The 18,360-nt window shown below is 65.9% G+C and carries 19 protein-coding genes and 1 tRNA gene; 14 read left to right on the top strand and 6 right to left on the bottom strand.

Annotated elements, in window-relative coordinates:
* Positions 1-2 precede the first annotated feature (2 nt).
* A complete protein-coding gene (locus NGM15_RS14005) occupies positions 3-932 on the bottom strand; it encodes a hypothetical protein (protein ID WP_253432155.1) in 930 nt (309 codons plus the stop codon).
* A gap of 105 nt (positions 933-1,037) precedes the next feature.
* Here NGM15_RS14005 and NGM15_RS14000 point away from each other — a divergent pair, with 105 nt between their 5' ends.
* From NGM15_RS14000 to NGM15_RS13980, 5 genes are all read left to right on the top strand, one after another.
* Complete coding sequence (locus NGM15_RS14000; protein WP_253432152.1) at positions 1,038-1,418, top strand: Rid family detoxifying hydrolase; 381 nt, start codon at positions 1,038-1,040, stop codon at positions 1,416-1,418.
* Between the two features lie 25 nt (positions 1,419-1,443).
* Entirely contained in the window at positions 1,444-1,683 is a 240-nt protein-coding gene (locus NGM15_RS13995; RefSeq protein ID WP_425494482.1) for a DUF7981 family protein, read from the top strand.
* Positions 1,684-1,739: 56 nt separating this feature from the next.
* Positions 1,740-1,821: transfer RNA gene (locus tag NGM15_RS13990), tRNA-Ser, on the top strand.
* Positions 1,822-2,221: 400 nt separating this feature from the next.
* A complete protein-coding gene (locus tag NGM15_RS13985) occupies positions 2,222-3,004 on the top strand; it encodes an RlmE family RNA methyltransferase (protein ID WP_253432149.1) in 783 nt (260 codons plus the stop codon).
* 77 nt (positions 3,005-3,081) lie between these two features.
* A complete protein-coding gene (locus NGM15_RS13980; RefSeq protein WP_253432146.1) occupies positions 3,082-3,567 on the top strand; it encodes a hypothetical protein in 486 nt (161 codons plus the stop codon).
* Between the two features lie 49 nt (positions 3,568-3,616).
* Here the strand turns inward: NGM15_RS13980 and NGM15_RS13975 are convergent, their stop codons facing one another.
* Positions 3,617-4,609: an ornithine cyclodeaminase family protein gene (locus NGM15_RS13975; protein WP_253432144.1), complete on the bottom strand. Its 993-nt coding sequence runs from the start codon at positions 4,607-4,609 to the stop codon at positions 3,617-3,619.
* 123 nt (positions 4,610-4,732) lie between these two features.
* Here NGM15_RS13975 and NGM15_RS13970 point away from each other — a divergent pair, with 123 nt between their 5' ends.
* Positions 4,733-5,530, top strand: coding sequence for a tetratricopeptide repeat protein (locus NGM15_RS13970; protein ID WP_253432141.1), 798 nt, complete (start codon positions 4,733-4,735; stop codon positions 5,528-5,530).
* Between the two features lie 215 nt (positions 5,531-5,745).
* Positions 5,746-6,048, top strand: coding sequence for a DUF424 domain-containing protein (locus NGM15_RS13965; RefSeq protein ID WP_253438107.1), 303 nt, complete (start codon positions 5,746-5,748; stop codon positions 6,046-6,048).
* A 97-nt stretch (positions 6,049-6,145) separates the two neighbouring features.
* On the opposite strand, the gene azf is transcribed toward NGM15_RS13965, so the two are convergent.
* From azf to cofH, 3 genes are all read right to left on the bottom strand, one after another.
* Positions 6,146-6,895: an NAD-dependent glucose-6-phosphate dehydrogenase Azf gene (gene azf / locus NGM15_RS13960; protein WP_253432138.1), complete on the bottom strand. Its 750-nt coding sequence runs from the start codon at positions 6,893-6,895 to the stop codon at positions 6,146-6,148.
* Positions 6,896-7,030: 135 nt separating this feature from the next.
* The gene (locus tag NGM15_RS13955) at positions 7,031-7,315 is read right to left on the bottom strand and encodes a hypothetical protein (RefSeq protein ID WP_253432136.1); all 285 of its coding nucleotides are present in this window, start codon (positions 7,313-7,315) and stop codon (positions 7,031-7,033) included.
* Positions 7,316-7,527: 212 nt separating this feature from the next.
* Positions 7,528-8,913, bottom strand: coding sequence for a 7,8-didemethyl-8-hydroxy-5-deazariboflavin synthase subunit CofH (gene cofH / locus NGM15_RS13950; RefSeq protein ID WP_253432133.1), 1,386 nt, complete (start codon positions 8,911-8,913; stop codon positions 7,528-7,530).
* Between the two features lie 196 nt (positions 8,914-9,109).
* On the opposite strand from cofH, the gene NGM15_RS13945 reads away from it, so the two are divergent.
* The 7 genes from NGM15_RS13945 to NGM15_RS13915 all read left to right on the top strand — a co-directional run bounded on the left by NGM15_RS13945 (position 9,110) and on the right by NGM15_RS13915 (position 16,450).
* A complete protein-coding gene (locus tag NGM15_RS13945) occupies positions 9,110-11,203 on the top strand; it encodes a hydantoinase/oxoprolinase family protein (protein ID WP_253432130.1) in 2,094 nt (697 codons plus the stop codon).
* Positions 11,200-12,801: a hydantoinase B/oxoprolinase family protein gene (locus NGM15_RS13940; RefSeq protein WP_253432127.1), complete on the top strand. Its 1,602-nt coding sequence runs from the start codon at positions 11,200-11,202 to the stop codon at positions 12,799-12,801. The genes NGM15_RS13945 and NGM15_RS13940 overlap by 4 nt, the downstream gene beginning before the upstream one ends.
* A 209-nt stretch (positions 12,802-13,010) precedes the next feature.
* The gene (locus NGM15_RS13935) at positions 13,011-14,030 is read left to right on the top strand and encodes a phosphoribosylaminoimidazolesuccinocarboxamide synthase (protein ID WP_253432124.1); all 1,020 of its coding nucleotides are present in this window, start codon (positions 13,011-13,013) and stop codon (positions 14,028-14,030) included.
* Between the two features lie 280 nt (positions 14,031-14,310).
* The gene (locus NGM15_RS13930) at positions 14,311-14,538 is read left to right on the top strand and encodes a hypothetical protein (protein ID WP_253432121.1); all 228 of its coding nucleotides are present in this window, start codon (positions 14,311-14,313) and stop codon (positions 14,536-14,538) included.
* 102 nt (positions 14,539-14,640) lie between these two features.
* Positions 14,641-15,072 (top strand): DUF5807 family protein, encoded by a 432-nt coding sequence (locus NGM15_RS13925; protein WP_253432118.1) that lies wholly within the window; start codon positions 14,641-14,643, stop codon positions 15,070-15,072.
* A 109-nt stretch (positions 15,073-15,181) separates the two neighbouring features.
* Positions 15,182-15,874: a hypothetical protein gene (locus NGM15_RS13920; RefSeq protein ID WP_253432115.1), complete on the top strand. Its 693-nt coding sequence runs from the start codon at positions 15,182-15,184 to the stop codon at positions 15,872-15,874.
* 165 nt (positions 15,875-16,039) lie between these two features.
* Entirely contained in the window at positions 16,040-16,450 is a 411-nt protein-coding gene (locus tag NGM15_RS13915; protein WP_253432112.1) for a hypothetical protein, read from the top strand.
* A gap of 40 nt (positions 16,451-16,490) precedes the next feature.
* On the opposite strand, the gene NGM15_RS13910 is transcribed toward NGM15_RS13915, so the two are convergent.
* A complete protein-coding gene (locus NGM15_RS13910; RefSeq protein WP_253432110.1) occupies positions 16,491-18,344 on the bottom strand; it encodes a PAS domain-containing sensor histidine kinase in 1,854 nt (617 codons plus the stop codon).
* Positions 18,345-18,360 lie beyond the last annotated feature (16 nt).

Below are 18,360 nucleotides of genomic sequence, written 5' to 3'. Positions count from 1 at the left end.
CGCTATCGCGAGTCGCGCTCTCGCGCCTCGATCACGTATTCTATCGTCAGAAACTGTCGACCGAAGAGCCACATCTCGTGGCTGGCGTCCAGCCGGCCCTGGCCATCGCCCGCTGCCGGGCAAACGCGAAATCGTTGCTCCATCGGCAGACGAATCGCCCCCAGCGGCGTCGCCAGAAAGAGGCCACCGTCGCCCGGGCCCCGCGTGGTGAAGGTCACTCCGTTTGCACCTGACTCGAGCGAGCACTGCTCCGGCCGAAGCACCGTCGAGAGGTTGCTCGCCGGCAAAGGAACGGCGACGTTCGCGTACGTGACGCCCGCTCGCTCGTGGGTCGCGTAGACCGCGACGAACACCGCCTCGCCGGAATCTGGATCGGTTCGCGTCCAGACGCGAGCGCCGCGGGGGTCCGCCGACGTCGGAACCCGTGCCAGTCGACTCTCGAGGCGACGCGTCCGCCCGTCGCTCCGTCCGGGAAGGTTGAGCTGCTCGAGGCGAGTGGTCGCGAACGAGGCGAGCCACGCGCCGAGGCGAAAGCCGCGGTGCCAGCGTGTTTCGTAGGTGAGGTCGTAATCGCTCGTCCGTTCGTAGAAGCGGCGAACCGCGGGGTGAACATCGTCGGGGTCGAACGCGTCGACCGGGCCGGACTCGAGATCAGTTCCTGGACGCTCGTAAACGTCGAAGTCCTCGAGTTCGCCCGCGACCTGGTCGGCCTCGAGTCCGTTCCGAGCCGCCCAGTCGGGGCCGACGTAGCGGCCGCCGAACAGCGGAGAGAACGGCCGGTCGGCGACGAAATGCGCTCGAGCGACGCGCCAGCAGCCGACGAGGGCGACGACGGCGAGCACGACGGCCGCGAACGCGACGACGAGGAGCCAGCGTGCTCGGGATTGTAATCGCGAGCCAGCAGCTCCGCGACGCCACCTCGAGGGCCCCATCAGTGAGCCATCGGGTCGCGGGCGGCTTATACTGTCGGCCTCGTTCGCGAGCTCCGCCCGGACGTTTCGCCGGTTTTTAAGTCACCCTGTCGAGTTGCGTCGGACATGAAGCGCATCATCAGCACGGACGACGCGCCGGCGGCCGTCGGCGCCTACAGCCAGGGAACGACCGACGACTCGATCGTCTTCACTGCAGGCCAGATCCCGCTCACGCCCGACGGCGAATTGCTCGACGACGAGCCGATCGACGTCCAGACCGAGCAGGCCCTCGACAACGTCGAGGCCGTCCTCGAGGAAGCGGGCGCGGCCATGGGCGATGTGCTCAAAATGACCGTCCTCCTGGACGACATCGAGGAGTTCGAGGCGATGAACGAGGTCTACGCGAGCTACTTCGACGACGAGCCGCCGGCCCGAAGCGCCTTCGAGGTCGCGAACCTGCCGAAGGGCGTCGGAATCGAGATCGAAGCGATCGCCAGCCTCGAGTAGTCGAGGCGTGGTCGAAACCGTAAACGTGGACGCTCACCTGAAATCCGCCGTCCTCTGGGGTGCCGTCGGCACGATGACGTTCCTCGTGCTCGTCCAGGGGTACGCCCTCGCCGTCGAGCCGCTGGTGTCGCTGCCTCGAGCGGGACTGGTTGCGCTGGCGGTCGGCGTCGGGACTGCGGCAGCGGCGTACCGACTCGAGCCCCGGGTGGCGCGGTGGGCGGCGGGACGGGTCAGTGACGACGGCGTGGACGAGAAACGGAAGTGACGCCCGTCGTCTCCTTACGTAACAGTTAAACGACCCACCCGGCTATGCTCGAGTGAGCCAGGATGGCCGAACGGTAAGGCGCACGCCTGGAAAGCGTGTTCCCTTTCGGGATTCAGGGTTCAAATCCCTGTCCTGGCGTTTCTCGCGTCACAACCCCCGCGAGCGGCGCGTAGCGACGCGAGCGGTCGTGACGCGAGAAACGCGAACGAAGGGGTTTGAATCAGGGAGGTCGCGCACAGCGAGCGAAACGAGCGAAACGAGCGAGCACGTCCGACCGTGGTTCAAATCCCTGTCCTGGCGTCTTTGGCCACAAGCAATCCGCGAGTGGCGAATATCCATACGAAGGAATGGCGTCTATTGCCACGAGTAAACTTCCAGAAAAACCGCCTCGCATCCTTCACGCCGCTCGAGGCGGAATCGATTGCGTCAAGCCTTACCGCCTCGAGCGCGTCTGCCAGAACATGACCGACTATCGCGCCCACTGTCCGGCGTTCGGACGTGCGGCGAACCGAGGAGTCGAGACTCGAGGTGGGGACTGATGGGACGAGGGAAAGACGACTACTACAACCGCGCGAAACAGCAGGGGTACCGCTCGAGAGCGGCCTACAAACTCAAACAACTCGACGACCTGGAGTCGCTAATCGAGGGCGGCGACACCGTCGTCGACCTCGGGGCGGCCCCCGGCGGCTGGCTCCAGGTCGCCGCCGAGAAGGTCGGCCCCCGTGGACGAGTCATCGGCGTCGACCTTCAGCGGATCAAGGATCTCGATGATTCCGAACTCGCCGACCGCACGGAAACGCTCCGGGGCGACATGACCCAGGAAAAGACCCTGAAGCGAGTCCTGGACGCCGCGGACGGCCCCGTCGACTGCGTCGTCTCGGACATGGCACCGAACATGTCCGGGGAGTACTCGCTAGACCAGGCGCGCTCGCTTCACCTCGCCAGGATGGCCTTCGAGACGGCCCTCGAGTTGCTCGATACGGGGGGCAACTTCGCGGTGAAGGTGTTCGAGGGGCCGGACGTGGACGCCCTCCGGGCGGACATCGAGGCGGAGTTCCAGTACGTTCGAGCGACCAGTCCCGACGCCTCGCGGCAGTCCTCCTCCGAGATTTACTTGCTCGCCAAGGGACGCCTGACAGCACCAGTTGAGGTGGGCGAGGAACTCGAGGTCGAGATTATCGACACGGGATCGGAGGGCGACGGTATCGCGTCGGTGGAGGGGTACCGGCTGTTCGTCGCCGGGACCGAGGAGGGAGAGACGGTCCGGGTTCGCGTCGAGGACGTCAAACCGAACTTCGGGTTCGCGGAACTGCTCGAGTAGATCCGCCTTATCTCATTCGAGAAAATCGACCTGCTACCGTACCGAAGCTATTTAATGACGGTAATATAACCAGTATCATGGGTCGATCCGTACTTCTCTTTGCCGTAATTCTGGTTGCTTTTTCCGGGTGTCTCGGCGGTATTTCACCGTCGAACGGCGGGGACGGATCTGCGCTGTCGGACGAAATTTGTTATACGGACAGTACGAAGGGGGATCCAACACCGACGTATTGCCTGGTTGAAGAAAGACCGCCGAACCTGCTGATCGAGAACCGGCACGCTAGCGATCACGACGTGACCGTCCAAGTCATCGAGAACTCGAGCGTGATCTACTCTGAGAATATTTCGATCGCCGCTTCTTCCGATCAACCTACCCGCCACGTTTTGAAGGACGTGATACAATCACCTGGTGAATACACGATTCGAGGGACCGTCGATTCTGAAACGAGTGATGAGTACGTCGAATCGCTCGATGAAAGGTACGTAGAAATGGCTGGTGAGCAGTGGGTTATCAGAATTACCGCCGATGGCGACGTTGTGGTCGATCGGATTCGATCACATTGATATTCTCCGACTCTATCGTCCGGTGGAAGCCTCCGAGAACGACTTGAGCCTACTCCTGGACGCCGACGAGGTCGAACGGCGAGCCGTTCTCGTTGCTCGCGGCCTGCTCGTAGACGACGTGAGCGGCTGCGACGTCCTGGATAGCGAGGCCGGTCGAGTCGAAGACGGTGACGCCCGTATCGGCGTCGCGGCCGGTCTTCTCGCCGACGACGAGCTGGCCGATCTCGCCGTAAATGTCGTCGTCGGTGAGGACGCCCTCGTTGTAGGGGACGTTGATCTCGCCGGAGTGAGTGCACTGCTTGTGGTCGTCGATGACGATACGAGCACCCCGGAGGAGGTCGTCGGCCAGTTCGTGCTTGCCCTCGGCGTCGGCACCCATCGCGTTGATGTGGGTGTGCTCGGCGACGTCGTCGGGACCGACGATTGGCGTCTCGACGGGCGTCACCGTCGAGAGCACGTCGCAGTGACCGGCCTCACTGATCGATCCCTCGCGGACGTCGAAGTCGTCGCCGTAGGTCTCGATAAATCGCCGGACACGCTCGTCGTCCAGGTCGCTGACAACGACCTCCTCGATGGGACGAATCTGGGCGATTGCGTCGAGCTGGGTGTACGACTGGACGCCGGCGCCGACGATGCCCAGGCTCGTCGCGTCCTGGACGGCCAGGTAGTCCGTAGCGACGGCGGCCGCCGCGCCGGTACGCTTCATCGTGAGTTCGGTGCCGTCCATCACCGCGAGCGGGAACGCAGTTTCGGGGTCGGAGTAGATCATCGTCCCCATTACGGTCGGCAGGTCGTGGTCAGCAGGGTTGTCGGGGTGGACGTTGACCCACTTTAGCCCGGCGGCGTCCCAGTTACCCGCGTCTAAGTATGCGGGCATCGACCGGAAGTCCCCGTTGTACTGGGGGAGGTCGATGTAGGACTTCGCCGGCATCTGTGCGTCCCCGCGCTCGTAGGCGGCGAAGGCGTCCTCGACCGCGCCGATGACGTCCGCCATCATCGCGTTCTCGTCGACATCCTCGCTATCCAGCAGGAGCGTTTGCATACTCGCGAATATTGCGGGCCTGTACTTAATACATGAGAATTCCTCGCCTCCACTCGAGGCGGTCTTCTAATCGATTGTCACCCGAGCGCAGGCCTTAACCCGCCAGCTACCCAACTCGAAGGCATGACCGACCGCCAGGAGGATTCAGACCGCAGGCACCGCTTCTCAGAGGGGGCCGGCTTCGACGAGTCCTACGAGGAGTTCGACCTCGACCCGCCCGAACTCGACGTCGATCCCTCGCGGGTCGACCCCATCGACTCGCGGGCGCTCACCGACATGCTCGACGAGCGCCAGATCGGAAGCGAGGACGTCGACGCCCAGGAACTGATCGACGTCGGACTCAGCTACACGCAGATCAACCGCTACGAGCAGGCCACCGAGGCCTTCGAGCGCGCCGCCCAGTTCACCGACGACCCCGCCACGGAACAGGAAGCCTGGGTCAACAAGGGGGTCGCCCACGCCGAACTCGAGGAGTACGACGAGGCCATCGGCGCCCACCGCGAAGCCCTCCGCATCGCCCGCGAGGCCGAGGAGGACGCCGGCGAGTACGATCGGTCCTCGCCCGAACACACCGCGACCGCCCACACCAATCTGGCCTACGCCCTCTGGGAGTTCGGCGAGACGGCCGAAGCCCTCGACCACGCCGAACGGGCCGTCGAGGTCGACGACCGCTTCGCCGAGGGCTGGTACAACCGAGCGTTCTTTCTGGCCGACCGGGGCCTCACCGAGGATGCGCTCCACTCCATCGACAACGCGATCAGGCTGGGACTCCGCAACGCGCCGGTTCTCGAGGAGAAAGCCCGGATTCTCGAGGAACTAGGTGAAGACGAGCAGGCCGAGGCGCTCGCCGAGGAGGCGAACGAACTGCGCGAGCAGGCCGAACAGCAACTGGTCGAAGAGCGCGAGCAGATGCGTGAGTGATCGTGACGTCGACGAACGCCGACGCGGACGATGACGTCGAATCGGGCGAGGACGCCCTTGAGGAGAGCGTCGACTCGAGTGGGAACGCCGAGGCTGTACCCAGCGAGGACGTTGGCGAGGTGAGCGCGGATGCTGACGCTTCGACGGGCGAAGATGTCGACGAAGTGAACGCAGATGCCGACAGTGAGGCTGACGAGGGTGCCGACGATGGCCCGATGTTACTCGTCGAGCGCCAGACGCCTAAAGGCCTGCTCGTCTCGGTCTGTGATCGGAACGTCCTCGGCGAGTCCTTCGAGGCCGCGGACGGTCGTGCCACGCTGACCGTCACCGAAGACTTCTACGGCGAGGGGGCCGACGCGGTCGACGAGGAAGCCGTCGTCGACGGCCTCTCACGGGCGAGCGTCGCCAACCTGGTCGGCGAAGAAACCGTATCGGTGGCGATCGATGCCGGGTTCGTCGAGGCCGAGCACGTCCTCGAGCTCGAGGGGACCCGACACGCCCAGTTCTTGCGGATGTAAGCGCTGCAGATGCGGATGTAAGCGCTGCAGATGCGGATATAAGCGCTCTAAATGCGGACGTGAACGCTGTAGAAGCTGACGGCTCGTAACCGCCGCCTTACTCGTGAGCCGCAGAGTTGTCCCGCGGTTCGTACCCAAGTACATCGCGAGCGCGCTCGAGCGAGTAGTACTTGCGGTCGTTGTCCGAGATACCGTAGACGATCTCGTAGCCGTAGTCGGCCTCGATCGTCCGGTCGAAGAGGTGGGCGCAGTCCCGGTAGGAGAGCCACATCGCCTGCCCGCGTTCGTAATCGATGGGCGGGTGGTCCTTCGTGAGGTTCCCGATACGGACACAACACACCGAGAGGCCGTACTCGTCGTGGTAGTACCGGCCGAGGGTCTCTCCGGCGGCTTTCGAGACGCCGTAGAGGTTGCCGGGGCGAGGGAGTTCCGTCCCATCCAAACGGAACTCGTCCTGGACGCGATAGAGCTCCGGGGTCCGCTCGTCGGTTTCGAAGGCGCCGACGGCGTGGTTCGAGGAGGCGAAGACCACCTTTTCGACGCCGGCGTCGACGGCAGCCTCCAGGACAGTCTGGGTGCCGTCGATGTTGTTTCGCAATACGCTGTCCCACGGGGCTTCCGGACGCGGGTCGCCAGCGAGGTGGATGACGACGTCGGCGCCCTCCATGGCCTCGCGGACGGCCGTCTCGTCGACGATGTCGGCGACGACGCAGTCGTGGGCCTCGGCGTACTCACCGGTCAGCGGCTCGCGGTCGAGCAGCCGCCAGTCGTAGTCGTTGGCGAGGTCGTCGAGGATCGCGGTCCCGACGCGGCCTCCAGCCCCCGTGAGCAGGACTGACTGTTCCATTCGTTCGGGTGGTAGTGCAGGGGTGATAAGAAACGTGCGGTTCGTGATTCAGGTTCGGTATTCGGTATCGGTATTCGGGATTTTTGATTTCTAGCTGGCCTCGTTGCCGTCTCGAGGTCGACCCAGATCGTTCGCTTATCGCTGCCGAATGCGATACCGGTCGCCGTCCAGAGCCTCGAGTACGCTCGGCTCTCGCAGACTGACGACTCGACCCGTCGGCGTCGCCTCGGTTTCGGCACGCACGTCGACGGCCTCGAGCGTTCCGAGCAACTGGGCCGAGGGCGGTTTCTGGGCCGCCCCGCAGTCGTAGATCGTGAGCAAACCGCGTTCGCCGGAGCCTCGCTCGTAGACGACGAGGTGAGCGTGGTTCGGCAGGTGCCAGCGGTTCTCGGCGTCGCTGGCGGGTACGAGGTGGTTCATACGCGACCACTTTTCGCGCGCCCGTGATAGACTTCCCGACGTTCGCTCGACGTGGGACTCGCACACGAACCCGAGTGTCGCTCGCGGTCGATTGGCGCACGAGCGTCGAACCAGTTATACTATAGTATGTATAGTATAGTCGAGAGAGTATAATTCTGTACGAGCGATGGCCACATGGGACCCCTGATAGCTGTGGCCTACCCCAAAGTCGATTACTCCGAGATCGATTCCACGCCAGCGGCGGCACGTTCGTCCTCGAGCAGCGGCGTCCCGTTGGCCTTCGGTCCCAGTCGCGGCCCGAACGGTGGGTCGTCGGGGTCGATCACGCGCCGCTCCCGGTAGTCCGTCGAGCGCTCGACCGGCACGCGACCGATCGAGGTGATGAGGTCGACGTAGTCCTCGAAGGATCGGAACTCGCCGTGTTCGCCGCCGGCACGGGTCGTGATCTCCTCGGAGAGGATCGTCCCCATGAAGTCGTCGGCGCCGCAGGCGAGCATCTTCAGACCGCCCTCGTCGCCGTACTTGACCCACGACGACTGGACGTGGTCGATATTGTCGAGAAAGAGCCGCGAGACGGCGATCATCAATTCGTCCTCGTCGCGGCTGGCCCCGCCCGAGACGACGCCGTGTTCGTACAGCGGCGTGTTCTGGTGGACAAAGGAGAGGGGCACGAACTCGGTGATGGCGCCGTCGACACGCTCCTGGAGGTCGCGAACTTCCTGCAGGTGCATCGCGCGGTGAGCCTCGTTCTCCACGTGACCGTACATGATCGTCGCCGTCAGGCCGAGGCCGACGTTCGCGGCGGCCTCCATGGCTTCGAGCCAGTCGCCAGTTCGAATTTTCCCGGGACAGATGACGTCGCGAACCTCGTCGACGAGGATTTCGGCGGCCGTTCCTGGAACGGTATCCAGCCCAGCGTCCTGCAGTCGTCCGTACACCTCCTCGTAGGACCAGTCGGTCCCTCGCCGGGCGTGGTATCCCTCCTCGGGGGTCATCGAGTGGACGTGGACGCCGTCGACGCTCATCGCCTCGAGCTGGTCGGCGTAGGTGCCGGGGTCCGTTTCGTACGCGGCGGGCGGTTTGTAGTTGACCGCCTTCGGGTCCGGGTGGGCCTCGAGGATCTCGAGGTGCTCGTCGTCGAGGGCGAATCCGGGGTGGAGTCCCGAGACCGAGGTCACCTCGTAGATCCCTCGCTCGACGGCGTCAGCGACGGTCTCGCGCGATTCAGCCGGCGTCTTGGTGAACCCGGCCGTCTCGAGGCCGTCGTAATCGCGCTCGAAGGTGTGGGCGGCGTCCTTGAAGTTACAGAAGAGACAGCCGACGTTGCACGCGGTCGTGACGTTGTTGTTGAGGTTGGCAACGAACGTCACCTCGTCGCCGACGACGTCCTGGCGGCGGTGGTCGGCCGCCTCGAGCACCCGCTCCTTGCGCCGGCGGTCGATCCCCTCGCAGTCGGTCCCCGTCGTGAGCAACTCGACGGCGTCGTCGACCGTGAGTCGCGCCCCGTTCCGCGCCTTCTCGAGGGCGTTCTCGAACGACTGATCGGTCTCGGGAACGTGCTCGAAGGCGAGATCGGCGTCGGTCACGGGGGGTTCCATCATCGGTACGATAGAGGCAGAGCAGGAAAAGCGTGGTGAAAGTGGCTGATTCCACTGTCTACTGTCTTTCACTTCGGCTGCACCGTCGACACGACTGGAGGGGCCTGCCAACGCTTTTTGAGGTCGTCTCGTATAGACCGGGTATGAGTCCGAACGAGCCCTTCGCGGAATCGGCCGAGACGACGGGGGTGCGGTGATGGACGCGACGACGCACGTCGGCGTCGACGTCGGCGGCACGTTCACCGACGTCGTCCTGGCGACCGAAGACGGCCTGACGACCGCGAAGGTCCCCTCGACTACCGACCAGAGCGAGGGCGTCCTCGCGGGGATCGAAAAAGTCTGTGAGAAGGCGGCGCTCCCGCCCGAGTCCGTCGAGACGTTCACCCACGCGATGACGGTCTCGGTAAACGCACTCCTGGAGGGCGACGGCGCGACGACCGCACTGGTCACGACGGAAGGGTTTCGCGACGTCCTCGAGATCGGTCGCCAGGACCGTCCGTCGCTGTACGACCTCTCGGTCGAGCGGGTCGACCCGCTCGTCCCTCGCCGCCGTCGGTTCGAACTCGAGGAACGGGCGACGACCGAAGGTATCGTCGATCCAGTCGCCCTCGAGGACGTGGACGACCTGGTCGACCGACTCGCTGGGGCAGAAATCGAGGACGAAAGCGAGATCGAGAGCGTGGCCGTCTCGTTCCTCCATGCGTACGCGGATCCCGCGAACGAGGCCGCCGTCGCGGACCGACTGCGGGAGCGACTCGAGGTGCCCGTCTCGGCCTCCCACGAGGTGCTCCCGGCGTTCCGGGAGTACGAACGGACCTCGACGACGGTCGCGAACGCCTCCGTCCGCCCGGCGATCGACACCTACCTCGGACGGCTCGTCGAGCGGGCTCGAGACGCGGGGCTCCCGGAACCGCAGGTGATGCAGTCCAACGGCGGCATCGCGGACCTCGACGCGGTCCGCGAACGGGCGGTGACGACGGTGCTCTCGGGGCCGGCGGCGGGTGTCGTCGGGGCGGCCGCGACCGCCGAGGCCGCGGTCGAAGATGCGGGCCTCGAAGGACTCGTTACCTTCGACATGGGCGGCACATCGAGCGACGTGAGCCTCGTCCGTGACGGCGAGGTCGCCCGAACCACCTCCACCACGATCGCCGGTCACCCCATCGCAACCCCGATGGTCGACGTGACGACCGTCGGCTCCGGCGGCGGCTCGATCGCGTGGGTCGACGCCGGCGGCGCCCTTCGGGTAGGCCCCGAATCAGCGGGCGCTGATCCCGGCCCCGCGTGTTACAATCGCGGGGGGGCCGAGCCGACCGTCACCGACGCCGCCGTCGTCCTCGGCTACCTCGGCCAGGACGCCAGCTTAGGTGGGGAGGTCTCCCTCGACGTCGGCGCCGCCCAGGACGCGCTCGCGAAACTGGCCAATGTGGCGGGGCTCGAGTCTGCCTGCGAAGCCGCCGCCGGGGTTTACCGCGTCGCGAACGCGACGATGACTCGCGCCATCCGGTCGGTAACCGTCGAGCGCGGCCACGACCCTCGCGAGTTCGGGCTCGTGGCCTTCGGCGGCGCCGGACCGATGCACGCCGCCGCCGTGGCCAACCGACTCGGGATGGATCGCGTCGTAATCCCCCTCGCCGGCGGGGTGCTCTCGGCGTACGGCCTGCTCGACGCCGACGAGAAACACGACCGGGTTCGAACCCACCGGACGCCGCTCGAGGCGGCCGACCGCGAGGTCATGGAAGAGACCTACGCCGAGCTGACGGCCGACGCGCTCCAGGACGTCGACTCCGGCGGCGACCCCGTCGTGGAGCGACGCGCCGACCTCCGGTACGCCGGCCAGAGCTTCGAACTCGAGGTGAGCGTCAGCGACCCGGTCGACATCGCGACCGTCCGCGAGCGCTTCGACGCGGCCCACGAGCGTGCCTACGGCTACCGGATGGACGAACCGATCGAACTGGTCGCGCTCGGGGTGACGGTCCGTGCGATTCGCGAGGCGCCGTCGATCCGGTACGAGGGACGAGGCGAGGGACGGGACGAGAGAGACGACGAGGACGCACCCGGATCCCGAACAGCCTTCTTCGACGGCGAGCGCCGCGAGGCGGCGGTTCTGGCCAGAGACGCCGTCGCTCCCGGAACGACCGTCGAGGGGCCGACCATCCTCGAGGACGAAGAGAGCACGACGGTCGTTCCCCCGGGGTGGTCCGGTTCGATGGGCGACGACGGCGAACTCGTCCTGGAGCGTGACCGCGGCCCCGGTCAGGAAACCGGGACCAACGGAGGTGAGCGCCCGTGACCCTCGACGCCGTCACCCTCGAGGTGCTCCGGAACCGGCTCGAGGGTATCGCCGAGGAGATGGGTCACGTGTTGATCCACGGGGCCTACTCCCCGAACATCAAGGAGCGGCGAGACTGCTCGACGGCGCTGTTCGACGCCGAGGGTCGGCTGGTCGCCCAGGCCGAGCACATCCCGGTCCACCTCGGGGCGATGCCGGAGGCGGTGCGGGCGGTTCGCAAACATGACCCTGAGCCCGGCGAGGAGTACGTCCTGAACGATCCGTTTACCGGCGGAACCCACCTTCCGGACGTGACGATCGTCGCACCGATCGACGTCGACGGAGAGATCCTGGGCTACGGGGTCACGCGAGCCCACCACGGCGACGTCGGCGGGATGACCCCGGGAAGCATGCCCGCGGGGGCGACCGAGATCTACCAGGAGGGGCTGCGACTGCCGCCGACGCGGCTCGTCGTCGACGGCGAGATCGATTCGAACGTGCTGGAACTCGTGCTCGCGAACGTCCGCAACCTCGCCGAGCGCCGGGCGGACCTCAGGGCCCAGCTCGCCGCGACCGACCGGGCCCGCGACCGCGTGCGCGAACTCGTCGCCGAACGCGGACGGGCGACCCTCGAGGCAGCGTTCGACGGCGTCATCGAGTACTCCAGGAACCGAATCGAGGCCGAACTCGAGGCAATTCCGGACGGGGTGTATCGAGGACGCGACTGGCTCGAGGGCGACGGCGTCGAGGAGTCGAAGATTCCCCTCCAGGTGGCGGTCACGATCGACGGGACGACGGTAGACGTCGACTTCGAGGGAACGGCCGACCAGGTGGCCGGCAACATGAACGCGCCGCTGGCGGTCGCCAGGAGCGCGGTGTACTTCGTCCTCAGGGCCGTGACGGACCCGGATATTCCGCCGAACGACGGCTGCTACCAACCGGTGACCGTGCGTGCGCCAGAGGGGTCGATCCTGGACCCGACTCCTCCGGCGGCCGTCGTCGGCGGCAACGTCGAGACGAGCCAGCGCGTGACGGACGTGGTGCTCTCGGCGTTCGCCGAGGCCATCCCTGAGCGCGTGCCCGCCCAGAGCCAGGGCACGATGAACAACCTGATCATCGGAAGCCGCGGTGCTGACGGATTTACCTACTACGAGACCATCGGCGGCGGGTTCGGCGCCCGGCCCGACCGCGACGGCGTCGACGGCATCCAGGTCGGGATGACCAACACGCTGAACACGCCGATCGAAGCCCTCGAGGCGGCCTACCCAATGCGCGTCGAGCGCTACGCCCTCCGGGAGGGGAGCGGCGGTGACGGGCGCTATCGTGGCGGTCTCGGCCTCGAGCGCTCGATTACCGTCGGGGTCGACGCGACGGTCTCCCTGCTCACCGAGCGTCGACGACTCGCCCCCCGCGGCGCGAAGGGCGGCGCGGACGGTGCCACGGGCGAGAACCGGATCGACGGCGAGGAGGTTCCCGCGAAGACGACGGTCGACATCGAGGCCGGCACCACCGTCACCGTCGAGACGCCCGGTGGTGGCGGGTACGGCGACCCAGGCGAGCGCGATTCGAGTGCGCGCGAACGCGACGCCCTCGACGGCAAGTCGGTCGACAGGAAGTAAGCGGAGTCGGGGGAGCGGGGTCGAAGATAGCCGAGACAGCGGAACTCGAATCGATACTGAAACCTTTTAGGCGCCCGTACTGGCATCTCGAGTATGCACGGCGGCCCAGTGGCTCCCTCCGGACCCACGCACACATTCGCGACGGCGGCACCGACGAGCGCCCGGAAATTCAGCCCGACGAACCTGCCTACGGTTCGGGGGTGGCACGCGTGACGAGCGTCAAGGAGTTCCGCATCGACGAGGAAGCGACCGCCGACGAACTGGGGTCGGGCGCGTTCGTATTCACCGACGACTACTCCGTCTTCGACTGGGGGAAGATGCCCAATCAGATCCCCGACAAGGGTGCGAGCCTCTGTACGATGGGCGCGTACAACTTCGAACTGCTCCAGGACGCCGGCGTCCCGACTCACTACCAGGGCGTCGTCGAGGACGGCTCGGTGGTCCCCCTCGAGGAGGCCACTCGCCCGCCGTTCGAGATGGCGATCGACCTCACCCAGGTGCCCGATCTGCCTCACGAGGGGCGCACCTACGACTACGACGCCTACCACGCCGAGGCCGGCGAGAACTACCTGATCCCCCTCGAGATCGTCTTCCGAAACGAGGTCCCGATCGGTTCGAGCCTTCGCCGACGAACCGATCCCGAAGACCACAGCCTCGAGTTCGACGCCTGGCCCGAGGGCGCGGTCGACCTCGAGACGCCGATCGTCGAGTTCTCCACCAAGTACGAGGAGGGCGATCGCTACCTCTCCCGGGAGGAGGCCGACGCCATCGCCGGGAAAGCCGACATCGAGGCGCTCGAGGCGCTCGCCCGCGAAGTCAACCACACCATCACCGAACAGGCCGATAGGGCCGGACTGATCCACCAGGACGGCAAGATCGAGTGTCTCTACTACCGGAGCGAGATTCGCGTCGCCGACGTCGTCGGTACGTTCGACGAGAACCGCTTCAGCTACGAGGGGGTGCAACTCTCGAAGGAGGTCATTCGCCAGCACCACAAGCGGACTCAGCCGGACTGGGTCGACGCCGTCACCGACGCGAAAGAACGCGCCAGGGCCGAGGACGTCGCCGACTGGAAGTCCCTCTGCGATCGGGAGCCCCAGCCACTCGACGAGGACGTGATCGACATCGCTCGAGCGATCTACTGCGCTGGGACGAACGCCTACGTCGGCCGCGAAATCTTCGAAGCGCCGTCGCTGTCGGCGGCGATCGGGGCCGTCCAGCGGCTGTAGGCCTGAGCTGGGACGTCAAGCGGCTGTAGGTCTGGGCTGGGCCGTCCAGCGGCTGTAGGTCTGTTGGGCAGTCCGACGGCTGGAGGCCTGGTTGGGCCGTCCAGCGGCTGTGCGTCACGGTCGACATCCTCCTGTAGCGTCGGCCGAACCGGCGCTGTCCAGCAGTCGGAGGCCCCAATCGGAGTAGAGGCGGGGCCCCTCGAGTCGCTCTCCCACGCTCTTTGACACCACCCCACAATCACAATTATTAACGAAGGTTTCCGGACAAAGTAACGCTCATATGAGCCGATTCCGTACGATCGATCGATACCTGATCACCATGTTGGCCTTCCTGTCCGCCGATCCGACGACCGCAATCGCCATCGTCGCGAGCATCGCCCTCGTCTTGCTCGTGTCCATCGTCACGTTCTTCGCGCTGGCCCCGACCGTCTCCCCGACGTGGGCCGAGCGACTCGACGCCGGCTCGAGCGCGCGTTCGTTCGAACACGAACCGCAGCACGGCGACTGATCGACGAACGACCGGTTTTCGTTTTTACTGCACTCGACTCGAGTTCACCGACCCTCGCTCGAGTGCGCGCCATTTTTCACCCGTGACCTCCTCGAACGTGATATGACCGAGGCACGTGAGGCGTTTCTCGCCGGCGAACGACCGGAGGACGTGGTGCTCTTTCTCGCCGACTCCTACGTCTCCGACGACCGACTCGCCGAGTACGGCGACCCCGTCGACGGCGGCGTCCTGATCGTCATCGACGGCGAACGCGGCCGAAACGCGTTCAAAGCGGCGACCGGCACCGGGGCGATGGAGTTCGCCAGGCTGGCGATGGAACACGAAGGTATCATCGACGACGACTTAGCCGGTGGCACCTGCCCGGACGAACCCGAGGGCGAGGAGGGCGACCACGAGGCCCAGTTCGTCTTCGCGTTCGCCGAGGAACAGAACGAGGAGGTCGGCGGCATCTACGCCGAGGGCGACGTCGTCCACGCTTACGCCCAGTGTACGTGCGGGACAGCCTACTCCGACCGCTGGGCCGTCCAGGACTGACGTCGTTGACGTTCGGCGATCGGAACCGCCGACGGGGAATCCACGAGCCTCGCGCACCGCTCGAGGTTCCGGACGCAACGTTTTCCGTGCAGACGACGTAGGCGCATCCATGAGCGTCGATTCGTCGTACGAAACCGACACCGGAACCGGCTTCTCGAGCAGAGAACTGCAGGTCATCGGTGGAGCCTCGATTCTGATGGCGATCAACGTCGCGCTGATGTACGCCGTCGTCCTCACTCCGCTCCAGGAGGCCAACGCGTACCTCTTCCAGTTCCCCATCGTCGGCGTCCTCGTCTACGGGGCTGCGATCACGGGCGGCGAGATCGTTGCCGAGCGCGGCGTCACGGGAGGGAACCTCGGCATCGCCTTCGTCGGTATGGTGATCCTCCAGTTCGCTTTCGGGGTCTTCGGCGCTGGCGTGCTCGGGTTCGTCCCGCGCGCCCAGCAACCGCAGATCCTCGCCGTCACGGCAGTCGTCGTCGCCGTCGTGACCGCCGTGATCGCCACCTACGTCTACGCCCGCTCGAAGACGTTCGAGTCCTGGGGTCGCTTCGCCACGTACGCCTTCATCGGCGGCGTGGTGGCCATCCTGATCGGGACGTTCGTCGAACCCGTCTTGCTGGCCGGCTTCGTCCTGATCTTCCTCGGCTTCCTGCTCCGTCTCGGCTACGAGATCTGGCAGGTTCGGGACAAACGCAACGCCTCGGTCGCCCTCCAGACCATCGGCGTCTACATCGCCGTGGCCGGGGTCTTCGTCCACGTGCTCCAGCTCGTGATTCGGCTCCTGGCCTCGAGGGGGTGAATGGACGAATTTCGTCCGGGCTCGGATATCCCCACCGACCGTTTCCTCTCGCGTATCGATCGGGGTCGATGCGCTACCGGAGGCCGAGCGACCGCCACTCGTCGGACGCGTCTGACGGGCGACTGACTGACCTTTTTGGCGGGGTGTGTGGTAGCAGGAGACCCAATGGCTGTCACGTTCCGTGAGCTCGAAGCGGACGGGTCGAAAGCAGGTGACGAGGAGCCGGCGAGAGGGACCGAGACCAGAACTAGAACTGAAACTGAAACTGAAAGCGAAGTCAGCGTCGACATCGACGCGGCGTACATGCGCCAGTGTATCGACGGCGACGCGTCGGCCGATCAGGCCACCGACCGGGAGGAACTCGACGAGCGCACCCTCCGACAGCAGGTCGCAGTTCTCGAGCGCCTGGTGCGCGCCGAACGACGGCGGAACCAGGTCGTGATCGACCACTACGAGCGGGTACTCGAGGAGCGGGAAGCGGGCAGCGAGCGAGCAGTCCAGGAGTCTGAAACGGAGACGAAGGCGGTAACGGAGACGAAGTCACTACTCGAACGCGTACTCTCGAGGCTCGGGTGAGAACGACAGGTTCGAGAGGCAGCGACAGTGGCCGGCACCGCTACGAGTCGAACTCGAGTCCCGTGATTTCGAACCGGGCGCCGCCGTCCTCGCCGTCGGTAACCCGGATCGACCAGTCGTGGCCGGTGACGATCTGTTCGACGATGTAGAGACCGTATCCGGTGCCGTCGACCGATCCGGTGTATCCGAGGTCGAACGCCTCGTCCTTTCGGCTGTCGGGAATCCCTGGCCCGTCGTCCTCGACGGCGAAGCCCCGGGGGAGTCGCTCGACCCTGATTCGACCTCCTCCTGCCGTTCGCTCGAGACCGTGTTCCACGGAATTTCGAAACAGATTCTCGAGGGCTTCCTGGACGCGCTCCGAATCACCGTACGTCACGCCCTCGAGATCGTGCTCGAGGACGGCGTCCTCGGTCGGCACGTTTCGCCAGGCTCGATCCACGACGACGGCGAGTTCGACCGGTTCGACCGAGGCGACGATCCGTCCGTGACGAGCGAGTTCGAGCATCTCGTCCGTGAGCCGTTCCATTCGGTCGAGAGCGTGTTCGATCTCGTCGGCGTGAGCGGGGTCGCCGCTGTCGCGATAGGCCTCGAGGTAGCCTCGCGCGGTGCTCATCGGGTTCCGGAGGTCGTGGCTGACGATGCTGGCGAACTGCTCGAGTCGTTCGTTCTGGGACTGCAGTCGGGCCTCGCGTTCGGCTCGATCGAGCGCGACCTCGACGTTTGCTGCGAGAATCTGAGCGAGGTCGACGCTGAACGGCTCGAGCGTCCCGCTGGTCGTCTCGAAGGCCAGCACGCCGTGAGAACCGAGCGGGAGTACCGCGACGACGGCGCCGTCCGCGAGGGTGGTTTCGATCCCGCTGGCGTCGAGGTACTGCGCCCTGTCCTCGAGCAGGGATCGATCGAACGCGTCGCCGAAGCGGTCGAAGACCGCCCGGTCGTCACAGGCCGGCTCGAGGTGACCGTCCTCGAGGAGCGCGATACAGATTCGCGGCAAATCGGGGATGTCCTCGGCGATGGCGACGGCGACGTGGGCGACGTCGGCGCGGTTCGAGGCCGAGACGAGGTCGCGACTCGCCTCGTGAAGGACGTCGAGCAACTGTTCCTGTCGCTGTTGTTCGGTGACGTCCCGAGTGCTCCCCAGGACGCCGATGGCCACGCCGCCGTCGTACCTGGCGGCCTTGCTCGTGCTCACCCAGCGGTCGCGCCCCTGTCGATCGACGTAGTGTTCGATCTTGTTGATGATCGGCTCGCCGGTTTCCATGATCCGGCGCTCCTCGGCGAAGAGCTCCTCGGCAACCTCGGGCTGGAGGAGTTCGAAGTCGGTCAGACCAATCATCTGTTCGCGCGTGAGTCCGTACTCGTCGGCAGCGACGCGACTCGCGTCGACGATTCGGTGGTGGTCGTCCTTGAGAAAGACCTGGTGGGGGAGGTACTCGAGCAAGGACTCGAGTCGGCGGGCGGGCGATTGCGGCGGCGGTCCGTCGCCTGCCGCAGCGCGAAGTCGTCGCTCGAGCAGGGATGGGCTATCGGCGCCGGGACAGATGACGTCGGCGGCACCGGCGGTGATCGACGCGGTGACGGGCTCGAGTTCGTGGACGAGCGAGTAGACGACAACTGGGGTTGACCCACCAACGCAGTCGAGTACCGCCTCGAGTTGGGCGACGCCGTCGACGTCGTTGGCGTGACAGACGACGATGCAGTCGGCTGGCTCCCTGTCCGCGTTCGTGTTCGTGTCCGCATCCAGGTCCACGTCCGTGCCCGCGAGGTCCTCGGGCCGGTCGACGACGGTCACGTCGATGGTGGAACAGTCTCGTCGCAGCGTTTTCGCGAGCGCCTCGAGCGAGCCGTTCGGACTCACGAGGGTGACGTCGATGTGGGATCGCGTTCGTTCCATACTGGTCTGTCGCCCG

Origin of the sequence: Natronosalvus halobius, assembly GCF_024138145.1 — an archaeon.
GTDB lineage: Archaea > Halobacteriota > Halobacteria > Halobacteriales > Natrialbaceae > Natronosalvus > Natronosalvus halobius.
This window is presented reverse-complemented; position numbering and strand designations above follow the sequence as displayed.